Source organism: Lysinibacillus sp. JK80 (assembly GCF_027557635.1).
GTDB lineage: Bacteria > Bacillota > Bacilli > Bacillales_A > Planococcaceae > Lysinibacillus > Lysinibacillus capsici.
Genome location: NZ_CP058997.1, coordinates 1,465,624 through 1,479,908, shown reverse-complemented (window position 1 = coordinate 1,479,908; position 14,285 = coordinate 1,465,624). Strand labels below are relative to the sequence as shown.

Below are 14,285 nucleotides of genomic sequence, written 5' to 3'. Positions count from 1 at the left end.
AGGAGGCAAGATGCAAGAAAATTTAGTGCAAAAAATTGTGGAAGAAGTTCTGCAACAGGTCTTAAAAAATCAATCTTCCCCTCCACATGACGGTAAAATTCCGATTGGTGTATCTGCCCGCCATGTCCATCTTGCACAAGCAGAAGTTGAACAGCTCTTTGGTGAAAATTATCAGCTCACACCGAAATTTGAGCTTTCACAGCCAGGACAATTTGCTGCGGAGGAAACTGTAGTAATTGCAGGTCCAAAAGGGTCAATTGAACGAGTGCGTATTCTTGGCCCCGCTCGTTCCTTATCGCAAGTGGAAGTAAGCTGGACAGATGCTATGAAATTGGGTCTGAAGCCACCATTAAGAATATCTGGTGATATTCAAGGTTCCAGTCCTGTTACATTGATTGGTCCAAAGGGGAGTGTTGTGTTAAATGAAGGACTCATTATTGCACAGGCACATATTCATATGTCCCCAGCGGATAGTGCAAGATTCCAAGTCGTAGATGGGCAATCCGTCCAAATTAAGGTAGAAGGTATTCGCCCGATTATTTTATCGAATGTGGTTATCCGTGTTTCAGAGCGTTATCGCTTAGAAATGCATATTGATACAGATGAAGCAAATGCAGGGTTAATTCAGCAAGGAACGCTTGCAGAAATCGTGCATCATCAAGTAAGTAAACCTATGATCACTGTGAAAGAGCAGTCGCCAGTCGTACAGAAAGTAGAGCAACCATCTGTCTATCATTATGACAAAAAGCTACTTTCACAAATAGAAGTGCTCGATATCGATGCACAAGAAATTGTCGTTCCAAAGAAAACCATTGTGACAGCATTGGCTTATGATAAGCTGCGAGAGTTAAATAAAACATTAACGATTCGTTCAGAGTAGTAAGACAATCTGTGTCGCATAAAGAGGGTGAAGTTCATGCAAATGGGAAGAGTGATAGGCAGTGTATGGGCAACACGCAAGGAGGAGGGGCTGAATGGTTTAAAGCTACTAATCATTCAACCCATTGATTCCAATCAACAGCCGATTCGCACAGAAATGGTTGCAGCTGATCGTATAGGAGCGGGTATTGGTGATGATGTCCTGATTACAAGTGGTGGGTCATCTCGCTATATTATGAAAGATAATCCGTTACCGATTGATGCAGTTGTCATTGGTATTATTGATTCTACAGAAGTAATGAGAGGTGAGGACAATGAGTAGCGCAATTGGAATGATCGAAACAAAAGGATTAGTAGGCTCTTATGAAGCGGCTGATGCGATGATTAAAGCGTCAGATGTCACAATCGTCAAACAAGAATTTGTGGATGGTGGCATCGTGACGATTGTCGTGAAGGGTGACGTAGGTTCTGTACAAGCTGCAGTAGAGGCTGGAAAAGCAGCAGCTATGCGTGTTGGTGAATTATTAGGCGCTCACGTCATTCCGAGACCTGATGAAGATGTCTTTAAAATGATTAAAGGACCAGAGGCACCAAAGAAAAAGGCTGTCTCTGCGCCAGCAGCAACCCGTGCTAAAAAAACAACAGAAACAACAGCAGCGACAGATAATCGAGGTGAGGCATAATGGCATTTCGTAAAAATAAAATCGCTGTTATTGGAGCAGGCCACACTGGTGCCACACTGAGTTTATTTTTAGCACAGAAAGAATTAGGCGATGTAGTGCTTGTTGATATTCCAGAAGCCGAGAACCCGACAAAAGGGAAAGCTTTGGATTTGCTACAAACAGGCCCCATCGAAAAATTCAATGTGTCCATTAAAGGCACGAGTCAATATGAAGATATCGCTGGCGCGGATATTGTTGTCATTACAGCAGGTATTCCACGTAAACCAGGAATGAGTCGGGATGACTTAGTCACAACAAATGCTAAAATCATTCAACAGGTTTCAAGACAAATTAAACACTATGCTCCAAATAGTATTGTTGTTGTATTGAGTAATCCTGTTGATGCCATGACATATGTGTGTCATAAGGAAACAGGCTTTGCCAAAAATCGTATCATCGGTCAATCTGGTGTGTTAGATACAGCTCGCTTCAACACGTTTGTGGCGCAGGAGCTTCACATTGCACCAGAGGATGTATCAGGCTTCGTCCTAGGAGGACACGGCGATGAAATGGTACCACTAATCCATTATTCCTATGCAGGCGGCATTCCATTAGAGAAACTAATTCCTCAGGAACGACTACAGCAAATCGTGGAGCGTACGCGTAAAGGCGGCGGTGAAATTGTTGGCTTACTAGGTAATGGTAGTGCCTACTATGCTCCAGCCGCAGCGTGTGCCCAAATGGTTGAAATTATTATCAAAGATCAACGAAAAATTATCCCTTCTATTGCCCTATTAGAAGGAGAATATGGGTACCACGATCTCTTTTTAGGGGTACCAACTATTTTAGGTGGCAATGGCATCGAATCTGTCATCGAATTGCACCTAACAAATGAAGAACAAACAGCCCTTCAGCACTCTGCAGAGGCTGTGAAACAGGTAATTGCTATTTGCCAAAACATTGAATAGAGTAAACAGACTCTATTTTTCAATGGATCGAAAGGATCCCCAACTTTCTTTCCAATAAAACTTCATGATAGCTCAAAAAATGTTTGATTGGAAACCGAACATGACTTGAAGGCTAGTATAAATCCCCAATTATATAGAAAGCTCTCCTCTAGTTATGGGAGCAGAAACTGTAGCAGACTCTGTAAAGTTTGCTGCAGTTTTTTTATTCACAACTTATATCATAAAAAAAATTATCGCCTCTACTATAATGAAATTAGGAGGGATGTGGATGAACAACATTGTACAGGAGATGATTGATTGGATTGAGCTTCATCTATTAGAAGGATTTTCATTAGAGCAATTAGGAAAGGATATAGGTTATTCTCCTTATTACTGTTCTTTTAAATTCCATCAGACGACAGGGATGACGATTAAAAAATATAGATCACTACGTAAAATTTATCTTTCTACTATTGCATTAAAAGATCCCCAAAAGAAAATAATCGACATCGCCTTTCACTACGGCTTTTCATCGCAGGAATCCTTTTCTAGAGCTTTTAAAAGGTACTTTGGTATAAGTCCGAATGATTACAGAAAGTCTCCTCAACCTTTACAAACCTTTGTAAAGTTAAGATTACAGGATGATGGAGGATGGTTGACGATGGATATTTCTCAGAAATTAAAAATTGAAGCATTACAAGAGAAGATGAATGTGCAATACGATCAAGAGCTATTGAATGTATTAAATGGTCAAATGATGTATGAGGAGTTCGCAAAACAACAATTAATGGGCAACAGTGATTACGTTCCTTTCAATGAAGCGATGTGTGCGAATCCAACGATTAGTCCGATTTTCAGTGAAGAATTTAATAAACTGCGTGCTATAGGGCATGAGGTGTCTTTACAGCAATATGAGCAGGTGACATTGAAGCCGTTGAAGCCATTGTTAACAAATGACTATAAATGTATTGTTTTATGGTTTGGAGATGATATGTTTTGTCAGATGAATTTATTGACCGTCCTTGCTTTCCTAGAGCAAAAAAGGTATCAAGGCAAAGTCTATTATTATATGGTCAAGGAAATGACCTATGATGTGGAAGAAACAGAGATAGAACTTGGACCGTATGGGGAGGTCTATCAAGAGGTCTTAATGCACCATCGTCTACCCAAGACAACGCTTATACCTGTCATGTATCAGGGCATTCAATTATTTTTCAGCTATTTAAATGAAGAGAATGAGATCACTACGTATATGAAAAACCACCTCAATCTATCTCAAAATGACCTGTTAAAGCAATTGTTTTCCCTATTTCCACACTATGGATTAGGGGATAGACAATACATCAAACTAATAGAGAAGATAAAAAAGGAATATTCTGAATAATTATCCTAGAAAGTCCGCAATATACAAAATTTTCGAAAATATGATAAACTTATAACGTGAAAAGGAGGATGAATGCATGACTGTTCAACAATTTACAGACTATGTGAAGAAAATGCAGCATTATGAGGAAGCGCTCAATTTGATTTATTGGGATATGCGGACGGGTGCACCGAAAAAGGGGTTAGCACAACGTTCTGAGGTAATTGGTACATTATCAGCCTCCTTATTTGATATGCAGACGAGTGAAGAACTAGGAGAGCTTCTAGCAGCATTAGAGGCACAAAAAGCTGATCTTGACTATGTAACACTACGTTTAGTAGAAGAAGTAAGAAAGAATTACGATCAAAATAAAAAAATCCCTGCGAATGAATATAAAGAATTCGTCATTCTTCAATCGAAGGCAGAAACGGCTTGGGAAGAAGCGAAGGCGACGAATAATTTTGCTCTATTCCTACCATACCTAGAAGAAATCATACAATGGCAGAAAAAATTCATTCAATATTGGGGCATTAAAAATGGATCTCCATACAATACATTACTAGATTTATATGAGCCAGATATGACAACAGATGTCGTAGATCAAGTATTTGGTGAATTACGAGAGTCTATTGTGACGCTTGTTCAAAAAATTGCTCATGCATCGAATAAACCCGATACTGCAATGTTATTTAAGCATTTCCCGCGTGAGGCACAGCGTGAATTATCGTTAGAATTGCTTGCTCAGCTCGGCTATGACTTCGATGCTGGTCGCTTGGATGAAAGTGTCCATCCATTCATGATTGGCTTAAACTATGGTGACGCTCGTATTACGACGAAATATGATGAAAATGATTTCCGTTCAGCTATTTTTGGCACAATTCATGAGTGCGGTCATGCGATGTATGAGCAAAATATTGATGAAAAACTTGCAGGTCTACCATTAGCTACTGGTACATCGATGGGGATTCATGAATCCCAATCATTATTTTATGAAAACTTTGTCGGCAGAAATGAAAAGTTCTGGGAGCATAACTATGAGCGCCTTCAACACTTCTCACCAGTTCAATTTGGTGATGTGCCATTAGCCGATTTTTTACGTGCCATCAATATGGTTGAACCATCATTGATTCGCATTGAAGCAGATGAACTAACATATCCATTACATATCATGATTCGCTATGAAATTGAACGTGACCTCTTCAATGGCGATTTACAGGCGAAGGATCTCCCACAGGTATGGAATGATAAATATGAGGAATATTTAGGTATTCGTCCTGAGACAGATGCACAGGGAGTATTACAAGACATGCACTGGTCAGGTGGCATGTTTGGTTACTTCCCATCCTATGCGTTAGGTATGATCTATGCAGCGCAGTGGAAACATGCAATGGACAAGGATATTCCTAATTTTGATGAATTACTAGAAAAGGGAGAGCTACTGCCAATTCGAGAGTGGCTAACTGATAAAGTTCATCAATATGGAGCATTGAAAAAGCCATTTGAATTGCTGAAAGAAGCGACAGGGGAAGGCTTAAATGCTAAGTACCTAGCAGATTATTTACAAGAAAAATATACAAAGCTATATCAGTTATAGAAAAACAAGCGATTTCTCATTTTAGAGAAATCGCTTGTTGCTTTGAAAATATTCTTACCAAAGCTTAAAGCCTTTGAGCCCGCTGGTGAATTTGAAATAATTTCGAAGATTGGAATTGTGTAAGCTAATATAAATAAGGCTACTAAAATTACAAGTTAAGATTGAAAGTAAGCTACATTTCATGTTACATCAATATTTTTTTATATAATGTTCAACATTATAAAGAGTGATTTTTAAATTGAACTATTGTGTTAAACAATCTGGCCAGATTGTTGAGTAAATATTTTTTTGTGTAGCTTATGTATGATACTTTTTTAAAAAATTTAGGGGTGATTATGGTGACACTTAAATGGTTGTGGATATTGGTTATTGCATTTTGCGTACTAGAATGGATTTCAATCCCATTCATAAGTGCATTTACAGGAAAATTGTATCAAGTAGTTGATGGTGTATTAATAATTACTTTTATTATTTATCCATTATTTTTCTTGACTACTCTTTTATTATTACAAAAGGGGAATAAAAAAATTGGTGCAGTAATTTTGCTTATTCCACTAGTTGTGTATGCCCCCGTGTTAATAAGTCTTCAAACGTTGGTTAAATAATGAATTACTAATTGAGTTAACGTAGCGCTTTGTACAACAAGAGTTTCAAATATTATCGAACTTTAAAAAATTTAATCAATCCCATTAAATAAGAGCAAGTTTTGAACAATCATTTTTTCAAAACTTGCTCTTTAGTTTTGTTCTCATATCAAGGTTGATATCGTTAATTTAATCAAACTTTATTACAAATCTACTCAACAAGAAGTATTTGGGTATTTATGTTAGAATTTGATTAAGTTTGTGAAGTATATGTAACTTGGTAACTTTTATATGGAAAAGAAGGAACATAGGCAGATGGAAAATATAATAAGTTAATTAATGCAATTCCTGCTCAAGAATATGATGTTATGGGACAATTATTTAAATTTATGAGTAATTGAGGGATTTACTTGACGATTTTCAGAGTAAGCAACATCGAGAGACATGTTAGTGAGTGTCAGGTGGCATGTTCGATTACTTCCCATCCTATGCATTAGGAATGATCTATGCAGCACAGTGGAAGCACGCGATGGATAAGGATATTCCAAACTTTGATGAGCTACTAGAAAAGGGAGAGCTGCTACCTATTCGAGAGTGGCTAACTAATAAAGTTCATCAATATGGAGCATTGAAAAAGCCGTTTGAATTGCTAAAGGAAGCGACAGGGGAAGGCATAAATGCGAAGTACCTAGCAGACTATTTACAAGAAAAATATACGAAACTCTATCAATTATAAAGTGAAAAGAGCGATTTCTCGTTACAGAGAAATCGCTTTTTTATAGGAAGATGCGTTTGGATACTTACCACAATTGATAGCCTTTGGAGCCGGCTGGTGAATTCGAAATAATATCGATAATTGGTACTGTGTAAGCGAATAAAATTAAGGCTACTAAAATAACAAGCCATATTTTAAAGTTTTCTAAAATAGCTGGTGTCGGACCGCTAAGCTCATGTACATCACCTACTGGGAATTCCTCTTCGCCTTTAGGTGCGAACCAAGATAATTTCACTACGATATAAATGATCACTAGGATGGCGATAAAGAGAATTGTTCCACCAACAGCTTGTGCGATTTGATAAGGAATCCAATCGTAAGCCTGCTGAGCGCCACCATATTCTGAGTAATCTGAGCGACGAGGCGCACCAATCAGACCAGCAATATGCATTGCTGAAGACATAATCGTCATACCAGTAGCCCATAAGATACCAGCGAAATTACTAAGATTATTTAAAGACTTCGAAAGTGTACGGCCTGTTAAATGTGGAATTAACCAGAATGCCGCACCGAAGTAAGTTAAAACAACAGCTGTGGCAATCGTTAAATGGAAATGCCCTGTAACCCAAATAGTATTATGAATTAATTGGTTCATTTGATAAGAGGCATTGACAATTCCGCCTGCACCACCTGGAATAAATGACACCATACCGATAAATGGTACGAAGAAACGAGCATCCTTCCAAGGTAATTTTTTAAACCAACCAAATAGTCCTTTGCCACCTAATTCACGTCCACGTAACTCGAACATTGCAAACATCGAGAAGGCCGTCATGAGAGAAGGCACGATTACAGCAAATGTTAAAACAACTTGAATGAACTTCCATGTACCATCAATACCAGGCTCTGTTAACTGATGGTGAATCCCTACAGGAATAGAGAAGAGTAAGAACAGCATAAACGAAAGTCTTGCTAAAGAATCGGAGAAAATTTTCCCACCAATTACTTTTGGAATAATCACGTACCACACCATATAGGCAGGTAATAACCAGAAGTATACGAGCGCATGGCCAAAATACCAGAAAAGGGTACGCGATAATGCCACATCGACACGCTCAATTAAACCTAAGGACCATGGTAACAATTGAATTAAAACAGAAGCTGCCACACCAAGCGTTGCCACGAACCACATTAAATTATTAACAACTACCATAAATGATAGTAATGGGCTGCGTTGTCCACTCGCTTTATTTTCTTTGCGCCACTGGACATAACGTAAAATTTGACCTGCGCCGCCAACCCAAGAACCAACTACGACGAATGTAAGACCTAAATAGAAAATCCAATGTGCCTTTAATGGCGCATAGAATGTATAAAGAACAGTTGCCTTATTCAATAAAACCATCGTTGCAGCAGCAGCTGTACCAATCGTCATTAACCAAAAACCAATCCAGCCAAGTTTTCTCTGAGTATCAGTGAATGTACCAGATGTTCGACTTACACTTGCAATTTGGAAGCCGTAAATAAAGAATGTAGTTAATATAAGACCGAGTAATACACCATGAACTGTTAGTACTTGATAATAACCAATGCCTGCTGGTAATGTAAATTGACCAGAGCGTACAAAAACCTGTAATAAACCTGCAAGACCACCTAATAACAATGCGATAAATGCCACGTAAATATGTGCCATTGCTAGCTTTGCATCTCGACGATCCACTTTTGTCATTGAATTAGTGTGACTCATTTGAATCCACCACCTTTAGCATAGAGTGCATCATCGTATGTCCAGTACCACAATACTCATTACATACGATTAAAAACTCGCCAACCTTATTGACTTCTGTCACATATTCCGAAATATAGCCAGGCTCAAGCATCATATTGATATTCGTACCTGCAACCTCAAAACCATGCATAACATCCTCGCTTGTTGCGATAAATTTCACTTTTGCACCAAGTGGAACCTCAATTTGTGGAGGATTATAATTGAATGCAGAAGCAATTACCACCACTTCGTAATCCCAATCCTTACCTTCTACCTTATGGACACCTGGATTATCAAAAGGTGCTGTCTCTTTCACTTTCTCGTAATCTAGTGTTTTTTTACCATTGTTTGGATGGGAGCCTTGATGAAATGCTCCGATACCGAGAATGATCAGGAATGCCACTAAAGTGGTAACTCCAAACACAAGCCAGTATTTCTCATACTTATGTATGTGCATATGTTTCTGTCCCTTCTTCGTAGATTAAAACCGTCCAATGAACAAATCGAAGCAGTACACCCAAAGTAAAATGATGATAATACCTACTCCAAAAACTGCATAGAGTGAACCTTTTAAATTTTCATCTGACTTCTTTTTATTTGCCATTTTTGCTCCTCCTACGCTTTTTATTGTTGTGTTTCTTACAGTCATCATATAGAAATCCATTGCATTTTGATGTGAAAAAAATCACACTTCTAGGGGAATTATGTGAAGAAAGTGTGAAGGATTTAAGAGAGAAAAAAAACAAGCCATCTCAAAAGTCATTGAGATGGCTTGCTTAATGATTGTAATTAACTTTTTTTAATAAAAATAATAGATTTTAAGGAGGGGAGAACCGTCCTTCTCATTCCCTTGTGGGCGAAAGGCAAATCTTACACATACATGCTGAATGTCTTGCATATAATGTCTTATTTGGAACAGACTTTAAACCTACCAAGCTTCTATTCCGCTTCTTCTTCAATTGTTAATAGAACTGTTAGGGCACCGACGCTTGGGACCGAAACTGGGAGAGCAAAGGCCTTTTCAAAGCCATATAATTTTGTATTGCCCACCATCACCGTTGGCGGAGTGATATCAATTTCTAAGCTTTCTTGCCCAACAGCTGTACATAAATTTCCTGCAATCATGTTACCAAATTCCCCTGTAAAGGATTCTAGCATTTCTCCTTCAAGCGGCATACCGAACATAGTGCTACCGATCCCGCTGAACACTTCGGGAGAGGAGTCAATGATAACGCGTCCCTTTAAATCTCCGATTAAGCCAATTAATACGCCCATTTGTTGCTGTTGAAAGGGTTCAGAAATAATACTAGGCGACTTTACTTCTATATCCATAGGAAGAATGGTTTTTAAAGCGTGGATTGTCCCGTTTAAAATAGTTTGAAAGTACTTCGAATTACTCATCATTACCGCATCCTTTTTCCGACTTTTCTACATCTTACCATGTAAAAAGGGTAAGATGAAAGTATGTCTTGACGAATTAACGTGAAATTTATAATATATTAATGAGAATGATTTTCAAATTCAATGTAAACGTCTGAAAACTTAACGAAAAATAACTAAGAAGGAGCGGTTCGCAATGACTTTCGTATTGATTGGAGCAGCTGTAGTGATCTATATTGGAGTTGGAAAATACGTCATGAACCAGGCAACTGCACATTTGAAATAAGAGCTAAACAAAAGGGTATGAAGCTGCTATGCTTCATACCCTTTTTCATGTTGTTAAAAAAGAAAATAGCACGTGCAGAAAAGGGCTTTAGCAAGGCGAGAGGTCATTCATGTATTTTCACTTACCCTCTAGAATCTGATCAGTAACACTAATCTCCTAGGAATGACGCTGTCTACGCTTCAATTAATTAGGCTACAAAATTTTCTTCCATATTACCAATAGTGTAGGGAAAGAATCTTTTCTTTTTTACATGTTTTTGTTCGTGGGAAATATTTGTTTTTTCAGAAATCTATTGTAAAATGAAGCAAACCTTTAAGGTTATTTAAAGAAATCAGGTGACAAATATGACAAAAATATTAGTAACAGGGTTTGAGCCATTTCTTGATTATAAAATAAATCCAACAATGCAAATTGTGGAAGCATTAAATGGAAAGAAGATAGATCGCTATGATATCGTCGGACGAATTCTATCTGTAGATTTTCAGCAATCAGCGGAGCAATTAAAACAACATATAGAAGAAGTGAAACCACAAATCATCATTTCATTAGGGTTAGCAGGAGGTCGTTTTAAAGTAACACCAGAGCGCATTGCCATTAATGTGAAAGACGGAGAGCCTGATAATAATGGCTATACACCAGTTGATGAGCGTATCCATGAGGAGGGGGCAGATGCTTATCTAACAAACTTACCGATTCGCAGTATGGTAAATCGTTTGCAGGCTGAAGGGTATCCAGCGGAAATCTCCAATACAGCGGGTACATACTTGTGTAATAACATTATGTATGAGGGGCTTGCTTATGCACAGCAATATAAAGGGGTTCGTGCTGGCTTTATTCATATTCCAGCATCATTTGAGCTGGCCATCCAACATGGCAAAATTCCCGGCTGGAATATCGGAGATTTGATAGCTGCAGTACAGCTTTGTATTGAGGAGACGGCACGTGCAAGCAATCATTGATTTTCCTCATTCGATGTGGATTAGTCAACATACTATTCGATTTGCATTCAAGGAGGAAATCTCCCACTCAAACTTTCATGCGGTCCAAACGTTTAATCGTTTTCTGAAACTGCAGCTACGACATAACCTAGTTGAAAGTGTTGCAAGCTACCATACAGTAACAGCTTATATTAAACAAAAAATAGATGTTGAACGTTTAGAAATGCAGTGGCTTGAGATGCAAGCCTCCACAACAATTGATAAAGGAACGAATCGATTTTTAAAAATACCCGTCTGCTATGATGAGGAATTTGCCTTAGATTCAAAGCGCGTCATGAAATTCACAGGTTTACCTTTTGAGGACATTAAAACATTGCATATGTCCAAAAGCTATTATGTGTATTTAATTGGCTTTTTACCAGGCTTTCCTTACTTAGGCGAGCTTGATTCTAGATTATTTGTGCCACGCTTACAGAAACCAAGGGCATCTGTATCGGCAAGCTCTGTTGGGGTTGGGGGTGGACAAACAGGCATCTATCCTGTTGATTCACCTGGGGGCTGGAATATTATAGGGAAAACACCTTTGGATTTATTTGATGTTCATGGCAAAGAGCCATTTTTATTTGAACTTGGTGATGAAGTTCAGTTTTATGAAATAATCAAACAGCAATTTTGGGAAATGAAAAGCAAAGGAGTGTAGCGTTTGAAGCCACTTCTGCTCGTAACAAAACAAGGGGTTTATGGTAGCTTACAAGACAAAGGAAGGTACGGCTATCGGGCATTTGGTATTCCGTTATCTGGACCAATGGATCACCGATCGTTTAATGCAGCTCAAAGAATCTTACATCATCACCATGATCAAACGTCTTTTGAAATGTTTGTTGGTGGTTTTGAATTTGAGGCGCTTGCTGATGGTGTCTATGTATTAACAGGGGGGCATAGTACATGCTTGGTTAATCATGTACCAATCGAAATGTGGAAAACATTCCATTTAACGAGGGGAGATAGATTATCTATCAAGGGTGTCCATCAAGGCTCTATTGTTTACTTAACTCCATTAGGAGGTTTTCATACAAACGATGAGCTTGGTAGCCAATCCTGCCTCCCCCTTGGCAATTTGGGAACACGGATTACAAAAGGAAGTATTTTGTATGGGCAGGTATCATCGTCTTTAAAATATAATAGAGGGCTATATCCACCCTATCGTCCGCATTTTGACAGTTCTATTACGGTTCGATTGTTTAAAGGACCACACTTTCATTTATTTACAAAAAAGAGTCAGCAACAATTTTTACAAAATCCTTTTCAATTTATCGGCGGCAATCGTATGGGCTACTACATAAAAGGACCTGCCTTACAACTTCGGGAAATGAAGGATATTCTGTCAGAAGCTACACAGTTCGGAACAATCCAAGTGCCGCAAAGTGGTGATCCCATTATCCTAATGGCTGATGCTCAAACAGTAGGAGGCTATCCTATTATTGCAACAGTTCATGAAGAAGATTTACATAAAGTAGCGCAAATGCGTATGTTTAACACAATTCACTTTGTACTGGAGGAAACATGATGTCAATTGATATCAATTGTGATCTAGGTGAAAGCTATGATGCTTTTATCACGGGTAAGGACGAAGAATTATTAGACTATGTAACTTCCATCAACATTGCATGCGGCTATCATGCGGGTCATCATTCAATTATGCATCAAATTGTACGCAGCGCCATTCGTAAAAACGTTCACATTGGTGCGCATCCAGGCTATCCAGATCGAGAGGGGTTTGGTCGCCGTAACATGGAATGTAGCCCAGGTGAAATTTACGATATGATGGTTTATCAAATTGGTGCCTTACAAGCATTTGTGCAGATTGAAAATGGTACGCTTCATCATGTTAAACCACATGGCGCACTTTATAATCAATGCGCGAACGACCGTGAAAAAGCGTTGGCTGTAGTCAATGCAGTGTATGATTTTAATCCACACCTTATTTTATATGCCTTATCGGGTAGCCTCATCGTAGAGATTGCTAGAGACATAGGGCTTCAAGTATATGAGGAGGTTTTTTCGGATCGACGCTATAACGATAATGGCACATTAGTGAACAGACAGGAACCAAATGCCTTAATACAATCGGAAGAAGAAATGCTAGTACATGTAAAAGGTATTTTGACTGCTAATGAGGTGTTGTCGGTCGAGTCCCAAAAAATTAAAGTGGCGGTGCAAACCTTATGTATTCACGGAGATGGCCCACACGCGATAGATTACGCAAAAAAAATTGCAGGTCTCAGAAAGCAATTACAATAAAATGGATGCCCTTAACAAGGCATCCATTTTATTTAGATTGTTGTCACTAGCTCCACAGCTTCGAGCACAATTGGCGTACCAGCAGAAAGTGTACCTGTGACAGTATTAAACGTTATTTCAGTTGTAGAAACTGTATAGGCACCACCCTCCTGAAGAACACCATTGATATATAAGTTATAGTAACCATTTGCGACTTCTGGGAATGCTGTTGCGGCTGTACCGCTATCATTTAAAAACGTTGTTGCAGCGACTGTCGTACCATCTGCAATGACAAGGGGTGCAGCTAAGACGTTAAAAAACCTTGTAGAACTACCTGTAACATTGACGTGAATATTAATAATGGAAAGTGCCACCCAATTCACCTCCTTTCATTTCCTTTATTTCGTTGTAAAGCCTAGCGATTCAATAATAATGGGTGTTCCTTTATACAATGTCGCATTATAAGGTACGATTGTCAGGGAGGCTGGGGTTACCGTATAAATACCGCCTTCCTGCATTACTGCATTAATATAAAGGTTAACGTAACCATTAGGTGAAAAAATTGTAAACTCAGTAACGGAATTTGCTTCATCATTCCAAAAGAGATCGGCTGGAAGAGTTGCCCCATTCGATAGATCAAGATCAGCTGTAACGATATAAAAATATCGTTGGATCGTTGGTATAATCATACCTTCAGGGACTATTTCAGGAGGATCCATGGGTATTCCGTTTGTTGCTTTTATACGGGGCCAGATAAATCGATCCTCACAGTTACATGAACAATATTTTTCAATGATTTGATGAGACTTAGGATTAATCATATGGCATCACACTCCTTTCATAAAAAATATAACTTTGCCCCGAATATGCTTACTATAAAATATGAAGT

17 protein-coding genes and 1 pseudogene are annotated in these 14,285 nt (G+C 38.5%); 12 read left to right on the top strand and 6 right to left on the bottom strand.

Features of this window, described 5'->3' with window-relative positions:
- Positions 1 to 10 precede the first annotated feature (10 nt).
- From HXV90_RS07935 to HXV90_RS07900, 8 genes and pseudogenes are all read left to right on the top strand, one after another.
- Positions 11 to 880, top strand: a complete 870-nt coding sequence (locus HXV90_RS07935) for a phosphate propanoyltransferase (RefSeq protein WP_269898768.1) — start codon at positions 11 to 13, stop codon at positions 878 to 880.
- 36 nt (positions 881 to 916) lie between these two features.
- A complete protein-coding gene (locus HXV90_RS07930; RefSeq protein WP_004269324.1) occupies positions 917 to 1,201 on the top strand; it encodes a EutN/CcmL family microcompartment protein in 285 nt (94 codons plus the stop codon).
- Positions 1,194 to 1,562: a BMC domain-containing protein gene (locus tag HXV90_RS07925; RefSeq protein WP_112117728.1), complete on the top strand. Its 369-nt coding sequence runs from the start codon at positions 1,194 to 1,196 to the stop codon at positions 1,560 to 1,562. Before HXV90_RS07930 ends, HXV90_RS07925 begins: the two co-directional genes overlap by 8 nt.
- Positions 1,562 to 2,509, top strand: a complete 948-nt coding sequence (gene mdh / locus HXV90_RS07920) for a malate dehydrogenase (protein WP_269898767.1) — start codon at positions 1,562 to 1,564, stop codon at positions 2,507 to 2,509. Before HXV90_RS07925 ends, mdh begins: the two co-directional genes overlap by 1 nt.
- Positions 2,510 to 2,777: 268 nt before the next feature.
- A complete protein-coding gene (locus HXV90_RS07915; protein WP_269898766.1) occupies positions 2,778 to 3,872 on the top strand; it encodes a helix-turn-helix domain-containing protein in 1,095 nt (364 codons plus the stop codon).
- A gap of 76 nt (positions 3,873 to 3,948) precedes the next feature.
- Positions 3,949 to 5,445: a carboxypeptidase M32 gene (locus HXV90_RS07910; protein WP_269898765.1), complete on the top strand. Its 1,497-nt coding sequence runs from the start codon at positions 3,949 to 3,951 to the stop codon at positions 5,443 to 5,445.
- 338 nt (positions 5,446 to 5,783) lie between these two features.
- The gene (locus HXV90_RS07905) at positions 5,784 to 6,050 is read left to right on the top strand and encodes a hypothetical protein (RefSeq protein ID WP_036077509.1); all 267 of its coding nucleotides are present in this window, start codon (positions 5,784 to 5,786) and stop codon (positions 6,048 to 6,050) included.
- A 436-nt stretch (positions 6,051 to 6,486) separates the two neighbouring features.
- Positions 6,487 to 6,765, top strand: a pseudogene (locus HXV90_RS07900) (carboxypeptidase M32); the annotation flags it as partial.
- A gap of 64 nt (positions 6,766 to 6,829) precedes the next feature.
- Here HXV90_RS07900 and HXV90_RS07895 read toward each other — a convergent pair.
- The 4 genes from HXV90_RS07895 to HXV90_RS07880 all read right to left on the bottom strand — a co-directional run bounded on the left by HXV90_RS07895 (position 6,830) and on the right by HXV90_RS07880 (position 9,913).
- Positions 6,830 to 8,491 carry a b(o/a)3-type cytochrome-c oxidase subunit 1 gene (locus tag HXV90_RS07895; protein ID WP_269898764.1) on the bottom strand — a complete coding sequence of 554 codons (1,662 nt, stop codon included), beginning with the start codon at positions 8,489 to 8,491 and terminating at the stop codon, positions 6,830 to 6,832.
- Positions 8,478 to 8,969, bottom strand: a complete 492-nt coding sequence (locus HXV90_RS07890) for a cupredoxin domain-containing protein (protein ID WP_016991924.1) — start codon at positions 8,967 to 8,969, stop codon at positions 8,478 to 8,480. The genes HXV90_RS07895 and HXV90_RS07890 overlap by 14 nt, the downstream gene beginning before the upstream one ends.
- A 24-nt stretch (positions 8,970 to 8,993) precedes the next feature.
- The gene (locus tag HXV90_RS07885; protein WP_009370491.1) at positions 8,994 to 9,116 is read right to left on the bottom strand and encodes a hypothetical protein; all 123 of its coding nucleotides are present in this window, start codon (positions 9,114 to 9,116) and stop codon (positions 8,994 to 8,996) included.
- A gap of 335 nt (positions 9,117 to 9,451) precedes the next feature.
- Positions 9,452 to 9,913: a chemotaxis protein CheX gene (locus tag HXV90_RS07880; protein WP_004269332.1), complete on the bottom strand. Its 462-nt coding sequence runs from the start codon at positions 9,911 to 9,913 to the stop codon at positions 9,452 to 9,454.
- 609 nt (positions 9,914 to 10,522) lie between these two features.
- Here HXV90_RS07880 and pcp point away from each other — a divergent pair.
- Genes pcp through HXV90_RS07860 form a run of 4 tightly spaced genes read left to right on the top strand, consistent with a single transcriptional unit; the run spans position 10,523 to position 13,417 of the window.
- On the top strand, positions 10,523 to 11,137 hold the full coding sequence (pcp, locus tag HXV90_RS07875) for a pyroglutamyl-peptidase I (protein ID WP_269898763.1): 615 nt from the start codon (positions 10,523 to 10,525) through the stop codon (positions 11,135 to 11,137).
- Positions 11,121 to 11,816 (top strand): 5-oxoprolinase subunit PxpB, encoded by a 696-nt coding sequence (pxpB, locus tag HXV90_RS07870; RefSeq protein WP_269898762.1) that lies wholly within the window; start codon positions 11,121 to 11,123, stop codon positions 11,814 to 11,816. Before pcp ends, pxpB begins: the two co-directional genes overlap by 17 nt.
- 3 nt (positions 11,817 to 11,819) lie before the next feature.
- Positions 11,820 to 12,683 (top strand): 5-oxoprolinase subunit C family protein, encoded by an 864-nt coding sequence (locus HXV90_RS07865; RefSeq protein ID WP_269898761.1) that lies wholly within the window; start codon positions 11,820 to 11,822, stop codon positions 12,681 to 12,683.
- Positions 12,680 to 13,417 (top strand): 5-oxoprolinase subunit PxpA, encoded by a 738-nt coding sequence (locus tag HXV90_RS07860; protein ID WP_269898760.1) that lies wholly within the window; start codon positions 12,680 to 12,682, stop codon positions 13,415 to 13,417. The genes HXV90_RS07865 and HXV90_RS07860 overlap by 4 nt, the downstream gene beginning before the upstream one ends.
- A gap of 32 nt (positions 13,418 to 13,449) precedes the next feature.
- Here HXV90_RS07860 and HXV90_RS07855 read toward each other — a convergent pair whose 3' ends face one another.
- Together HXV90_RS07855 and HXV90_RS07850 are read right to left on the bottom strand one after the other, a co-directional pair.
- Positions 13,450 to 13,770, bottom strand: coding sequence for a DUF4183 domain-containing protein (locus HXV90_RS07855; RefSeq protein WP_048390025.1), 321 nt, complete (start codon positions 13,768 to 13,770; stop codon positions 13,450 to 13,452).
- 24 nt (positions 13,771 to 13,794) lie between these two features.
- Positions 13,795 to 14,217 carry a DUF4183 domain-containing protein gene (locus tag HXV90_RS07850; RefSeq protein ID WP_269898759.1) on the bottom strand — a complete coding sequence of 141 codons (423 nt, stop codon included), beginning with the start codon at positions 14,215 to 14,217 and terminating at the stop codon, positions 13,795 to 13,797.
- Positions 14,218 to 14,285: the final 68 nt, after the last annotated feature.

Coding starts and splice junctions, on each gene's coding strand:
- HXV90_RS07935 (WP_269898768.1), top strand. CDS start 11: ATGCAAGAAAATTTAGTGCAAAAAATTGTGGAAGAAGTTCTGCAACAG.
- HXV90_RS07930 (WP_004269324.1), top strand. CDS start 917: ATGCAAATGGGAAGAGTGATAGGCAGTGTATGGGCAACACGCAAGGAG.
- HXV90_RS07925 (WP_112117728.1), top strand. CDS start 1,194: ATGAGTAGCGCAATTGGAATGATCGAAACAAAAGGATTAGTAGGCTCT.
- mdh (WP_269898767.1), top strand. CDS start 1,562: ATGGCATTTCGTAAAAATAAAATCGCTGTTATTGGAGCAGGCCACACT.
- HXV90_RS07915 (WP_269898766.1), top strand. CDS start 2,778: ATGAACAACATTGTACAGGAGATGATTGATTGGATTGAGCTTCATCTA.
- HXV90_RS07910 (WP_269898765.1), top strand. CDS start 3,949: ATGACTGTTCAACAATTTACAGACTATGTGAAGAAAATGCAGCATTAT.
- HXV90_RS07895 (WP_269898764.1), bottom strand. CDS start 8,491: ATGAGTCACACTAATTCAATGACAAAAGTGGATCGTCGAGATGCAAAG.
- HXV90_RS07890 (WP_016991924.1), bottom strand. CDS start 8,969: ATGCACATACATAAGTATGAGAAATACTGGCTTGTGTTTGGAGTTACC.
- HXV90_RS07885 (WP_009370491.1), bottom strand. CDS start 9,116: ATGGCAAATAAAAAGAAGTCAGATGAAAATTTAAAAGGTTCACTCTAT.
- HXV90_RS07880 (WP_004269332.1), bottom strand. CDS start 9,913: ATGAGTAATTCGAAGTACTTTCAAACTATTTTAAACGGGACAATCCAC.
- pcp (WP_269898763.1), top strand. CDS start 10,523: ATGACAAAAATATTAGTAACAGGGTTTGAGCCATTTCTTGATTATAAA.
- HXV90_RS07860 (WP_269898760.1), top strand. CDS start 12,680: ATGATGTCAATTGATATCAATTGTGATCTAGGTGAAAGCTATGATGCT.
- HXV90_RS07850 (WP_269898759.1), bottom strand. CDS start 14,217: ATGATTAATCCTAAGTCTCATCAAATCATTGAAAAATATTGTTCATGT.